A 5,790-nucleotide genomic window follows, 5' to 3' on the forward strand; every position below is an offset into this window, starting at 1 on the left:
AATATTTTCCCTGTTGCGAAAGCAAAGCGCCAGCAAATATTTTCTGTTGTAAAAGCGAAGCACCAGCAAATGTTTTCTCTGTTGCGAAAGCAAAGCGCCAGCAACAACAACCACCCTATACGCCAAAAATCCCCACCAATTCAAGGCTTCACTCTATTTCACCGTTGCCCCAAGTGAATTTTTGAAGTGCTGCAATGCCCATACATGCCCATCTGGGTTAAAGCTTGCGACAGCCTCTTTATGTACGACGATATCGAAGCCGAGGTTGTATGCATCAACGGCCGTATGCAGCACACAAATATCTGTGCAAACACCTGTCAGATGAACTTCTTGAATATGGCGCTCACGAAGCAGAATGGCTAAATTTGTGCCAGCAAAAGCACTGTAGCGCGTTTTATTAAAGGCAATGCAGTTCTCCTTGTTCGCTTCATATATTGTTTTGACTTCACCATAAAGCTCACGACCTGTCGTACCTGCAATATTATGCGGCGGGAATAATTTTGTTTCGGGATGGAATGTATCGCCCTCATAATGAATATCATTAGCAAAAATGACCGCATCGCCATCTTGTAAAAAGCGATGGATGAGCTCGACCACTTTTCCTTCAATTTGCTGTCCTGGCTCACCGCATGTTAGCTTGCCATCCGATGCAACGAAGTCGTACGTATAATCAATAATAAGTAATGCCTTTGTCAAGTTGAAAACCTCCTTCAAATGCTATTACCGTTATTATGCCATGTGTCATGACAACTGTAAAATATAGCAATCATCTATTAATATTCAAAATATTTTGACAACTTAATAACCTTCATATATAATAAAAGAAAAGCAACGGAGTGATGAATATGGACTTACAATTAATGAAAAAATTAGATCGTCAAGGCTTATTGTTCGCATTAGTTCACACTGTAGTACTGTTAAACGTTGCTATTGATTTCGTATTATTCGCATAAAAAATGAATGAAAAAGTTGATGAAACATGTAGCCCTTCATCAACTTTTTTCATTTGAGTAGGATTTTTCCTTATTAAAATAGAATGTAAGCCTAAAAGGGGGATGAGAGAAATTGGAGAAATTTATAGAAGCCTTTCAGCATATTGAGCGTCCATTTGCTTGGTTAGATTATGAGGCGCTTGATCAAAATATCGACTTTGTTAATGCTCTTGCAACGAAGCCTGTCAGAATTGCAACAAAGTCGGTTCGCTCTGTCAATGTATTGAAATACATTCAAAGAAAATTAAATAATTGTGCAGGCTTTATGACGTTTACGGCAGCGGAGAGCATTTATTTAATCGAGCAAGGGTTGGATCATTTGTTGCTCGGTTATCCGACGTTTGAGGAAAATTCAATTAAGAAATTGCTTACCTATAGCAAAGAAGGAAAAGATATTACCTTTATGGTCGATGCAATTGAGCAAATGGAGCTATTGCAAAATTGTGCAGCGTCTTTGCAGACAACCGCGAATATTTGCATCGATATTAATATTTCAACAGATTATAAATGGATTTACTTTGGGACGAAGCGTTCGCCACTTGATTCCATTCAGAAATTAAAAAATTTAACAGATATGCTTGGCGATTATCCGAACGTTCGTATTCATGCGGTTATGGGCTATGAGGCGCAATTAGCGGGTGTGCCTGATTTGTCGCATGTTGCCTCTGCCAAAATGCGCGTAAAAGGTGTCTTAATACGCCGACTGAAAAAGCAATCACTAGAAAAAATAACAGCCTTTCGACGCTTGGCCGTTGCACATGTGAAATCCATTGCAGCGCTCGCTTTTGTCAATGGTGGTGGCTCAGGGAGTATTGCCTACACTTGTGCGCAAAAGGAAATTACTGAAATCACAGTCGGCTCAGCCTTTTTTGCGCCAGCACTTTTCGATGATTACGATAGCTTGCAACTGCAACCTGCTGTTGGCTTTGCATTGCGTGTGACCCGTCAATTTGATTCGCATACCTTTGTATGTCAAGGCGGTGGCTATATTGCATCAGGCGCTATTGGGGAGGATCGTGCACCGGTATTTTTAAATAAGCAATATCAATTACTACCATTAGAAGGTGCTGGCGAAGTGCAAACGCCTTTCCTTGATGCAAGCGCTTCATTGAAGGTGGGCGATACCGTTTATTTAAGGCATGCCAAAGCGGGAGAGCTATGTGAGCGTTTTGCTGTTCTACATTGTACGCGGGGAAAATCATATGAAGGCCCAATATTAACTTACCGAGGTGAACAACAATGTTTTCTATGAAAAATTGGCAACAAGGTAAAAAATGGACGAATTGGTCAAATAATATCGTGTCTTATCCAGCGACTTATTATGCACCATCATCCATCGATGACATACAGCAAGTCGTTCAAAACATGAAGAAAAATCAAACATTGCGTGTAACAGGGGCAGCACATTCTTTTAGTCCTGTTGCGATGCCTGAAGAGACAGCCTTGACATTACATAATTTACGCGGCTTGCTGTCTGTCGATCAAAAAAATTTAACGGCTACCTTTTATGCAGGTACCTATTTGCATGAAATCGGCCCTTTATTAGCTGCGCACAATTTAGCATTGATTAATATGGGAGATATTCAAGCACAAACCTTGGCAGGTGTTATTGCGACAGGCACACATGGTACAGGTGTGACGCTCGGCTCATTTTCTTCAATGGTGACAAAATGGGGCTTTATTAATGGTTTAGGCGAGTATATAGAGCATGAGCGCGGCGTGGATGATTTATCGGAGGCGCTGCACGTATCTGTTGGTTTACTTGGTATTTTAGTGACGGTAACGATACAAGTGATGCCGCTTTACAGCCTACATTACGTATCGGAAAAAGTAAATTTAATGGAGGAACTGAAAAACTTCCAGCAAACAATTCGTGCACATCGCCATGTCGAATGGTTTTATTTTCCTGGCAGCGAGTTAATTCAAGTGAAAAAAATGGATGTCGTAGCGCCTGTTGAACAAAATAAATGGGCGCGTCGTCTAAACGAAGCGAATTTACAAATCGTTGAGAATGGCTTGTTTTATGTCATATCAGAGCTTTGTAAATGGCAGCCACGGGCAAGCAACTCTGTTAGTAAACTGAGTGCAAAGCTCGTTTCAGAAGGTGTGCGCACAGATTTAAGCTATCGCATGTTCCCATCACCACGCAGCGTCAAATTTAATGAAACAGAATACGCAATAGCACTACCGCAATTTGAAGCTTGTATGGAAGAAATACATGTCGAATTACAGCGTGGTAAATTTGATGTCCACTTCCCAATCGAGTGCCGTACGACAAAAGGGGAGGTAGGAATGCTGAGCCCTACACAAGGAGGGGAAAGTGCCTTTTTAGCCTTCCATATGTATAAAGGCATGAATGAAACACCGTATTTTGAATGGGTGCAAATGCTCATGAGAAAATATAATGGGCGACCGCATTGGGGAAAAGTGAATGATTATCATGCGGACAATATCCGTCATTATTACCCGAAGTTTGATCGCTTTGCCGCAATAAGAGAAGAGCATGATCCAAATAATATTTTTATGACAACGTATTTCCGCCGTATTTTTCAATAAATAACGAAAACTCAATGCAATCATGAAAGAAACACAATTGCCTTTATTTTGTCATAATTTCGAAAAAATTATTTGAATACAATAAATCGCATTGTTATCACGATGAAAACGCTTTCTAATTGTTTGATTTTTTGAAATTGTTAAAAAATTTAAAGAAACCCTGTTGACGCCGCCTGTTTTTCGTACTATGATAGCGACAATCAATAAATAAACAACCAAATTGAAATGGAAAAACGTGAGGGGCGTTTAGAAAATGAGAAGTGATATGATTAAGCTAGGAGTCGACCGTGCTCCTCATCGTAGTTTGCTTTATGCTACGGGAAAAGTGAAGGCGAAAGATTTAGATAAGCCTTTCATCGGTGTTTGTAATTCCTATATTGATATTATTCCAGGACATGTGCATTTGCGAGCATTTGCGGATGTCGTCAAGGAAGCAATTATCGAGGCAGGCGGCATTCCATTTGAATTTAATACAATTGGTGTTGACGACGGCATTGCAATGGGACATATCGGGATGCGCTATTCACTACCGAGTCGAGAAATTATTGCGGATGCAGCGGAAACAGTCATTAATGCACACTGGTTTGATGGCGTGTTCTACATTCCAAATTGCGATAAAATTACGCCAGGCATGCTAATGGCGGCTGTTCGCACAAATGTACCATCTGTTTTCGTATCAGGTGGGCCAATGGAGGCAGGCACTTCAGCAAGCGGCAAGCAACTTTCGTTAACTTCCGTTTTCGAAGGAGTCGGCGCACATAAATCTGGCAAAATGTCAGCAGAGGAGCTACTCGATATTGAAAACAACGCATGTCCAACATGCGGCTCATGCTCAGGCATGTTTACAGCGAATTCCATGAACTGTTTAATGGAAATGCTCGGTGTCGCATTGCCAGGGAATGGAACAATCGTTGCAACGAGTGAAGAGCGTCACCGTTTAATTAAAGAAGCAGCGCACCATTTAGTGCGAATGATAAAAGAAGATGTCAAGCCACGTGATATTATTACGAAGGAAGCCATTGATGATGCCTTCGCACTCGATATGGCCATGGGTGGCTCCACAAATACAGTATTACACACATTAGCGATTGCTAATGAAGCAGAAATTGATTATAACATCGAAGATATTAATAAAGTCGCAGAGCGCGTACCGTATTTAGCAAAAATTATGCCTGCAAGCGACCTGTCAATGGATGATATTAACCGTGCTGGTGGGGTACAAGCAATTATTAATGAGCTGACGAAAATCCCAGGTGCGATTCATCCAAATCGCCCAACAATTGCAGGTGTAACGATGGGAGAACTTGTGCAAAACGACCATATTACGAATGATCAAGTCATTCGCACAAAGGATAATCCCTATTCACCTGTTGGTGGCTTATCTGTCTTATTCGGTAATATCGCACCAGAAGGATCGGTTATTAAAGTAGGTGCTGTAGACCCATCCATTAAAGAATTTACTGGAGAAGCAATCGTCTTTAATTCACAGGAAGAAGCACAAACGGCAATTGATAACGGCACAGTTCGAGAAGGGCATGTCGTCGTCATTCGCTACGAAGGGCCAAAAGGTGGACCAGGAATGCCAGAAATGCTGGCACCAACTTCAGCAATTCAAGGTCGAGGCTTAGGAACAAAAGTTGCGTTAATTACAGACGGACGTTTCTCGGGTGCATCGCGTGGCATTTCGATTGGACATATCTCGCCAGAGGCTGCGGAAGGTGGGCCAATCGCTTTGGTCGAAAATGGTGATGTCATCGTCATTGATTTGCCGAATCGAACAATTAATTTACAAGTGTCAGACGAAGTGTTAGCAGAGCGTCGACAAAACTTACAACCATTTGAACCGAAAATTAAGCGCGGCTGGTTAGCACGTTACTCCGCATTAGTAACAAATGCTTCACAGGGCGGCGTCATGAAAATATAAATACATTAAATCGTTGATGAGGTTAAAGGAATTAGAGATTTGTATCTACCAGAGAGCCGGTAGTGGTGGAAGCCGGCGATACAACTAATTCCGACATCCCCTCGGAGTGAGCTATTAAACGCATTTGCCATTAGATAGCTCCGGGCATAATCAAAGTGCTCGTTATTAATGAATAGTGTCCCTGCATTTAGTTGCACACGAACTCATCCCGTATTAACAGGCTGTAAGACTCCTACTTCAAAATATGAGGTAAAGCCAAAATATTTAAGTGGGGGATCAACAGCCTGTAAAAACCCGATTGGTGAAACTACCAATCAG

Annotated in this window: 4 protein-coding genes; 3 read left to right on the top strand and 1 reads right to left on the bottom strand. The window is 41.5% G+C overall.

What is annotated here, in order from left to right; all coding sequences use genetic code 11:
- Nucleotides 1-153: 153 nt before the first annotated feature.
- Entirely contained in the window at nt 154-696 is a 543-nt protein-coding gene (locus tag C9J34_RS21150) for a cysteine hydrolase family protein (protein WP_107842138.1), read from the bottom strand.
- Between the two features lie 369 nt (nt 697-1,065).
- Between C9J34_RS21150 and C9J34_RS21155 the strand changes: the two genes are divergently transcribed.
- The 3 genes from C9J34_RS21155 (at nt 1,066) to ilvD (ending at nt 5,472) form a co-directional block, all read left to right on the top strand.
- Nucleotides 1,066-2,244 (top strand): alanine racemase, encoded by a 1,179-nt coding sequence (locus C9J34_RS21155; RefSeq protein WP_107842139.1) that lies wholly within the window; start codon nt 1,066-1,068, stop codon nt 2,242-2,244.
- Complete coding sequence (locus C9J34_RS21160; protein ID WP_107842140.1) at nt 2,232-3,548, top strand: D-arabinono-1,4-lactone oxidase; 1,317 nt, start codon at nt 2,232-2,234, stop codon at nt 3,546-3,548. The genes C9J34_RS21155 and C9J34_RS21160 overlap by 13 nt, the downstream gene beginning before the upstream one ends.
- A 253-nt stretch (nt 3,549-3,801) precedes the next feature.
- Complete coding sequence (gene ilvD / locus C9J34_RS21165) at nt 3,802-5,472, top strand: dihydroxy-acid dehydratase (RefSeq protein ID WP_107842141.1); 1,671 nt, start codon at nt 3,802-3,804, stop codon at nt 5,470-5,472.
- The last annotated feature ends 318 nt before the right edge of the window (nt 5,473-5,790 follow it).

Source organism: Metasolibacillus meyeri, from assembly GCF_003049505.1.
Taxonomy (GTDB): domain Bacteria; phylum Bacillota; class Bacilli; order Bacillales_A; family Planococcaceae; genus Metasolibacillus; species Metasolibacillus meyeri.

Bases quoted from the DNA above. Each gene is read 5' to 3' on its own strand.
- C9J34_RS21160 (WP_107842140.1), top strand. From the start codon at position 2,232: ATGTTTTCTATGAAAAATTGGCAACAAGGTAAAAAATGGACGAATTGG.
- ilvD (WP_107842141.1), top strand. From the start codon at position 3,802: ATGAGAAGTGATATGATTAAGCTAGGAGTCGACCGTGCTCCTCATCGT.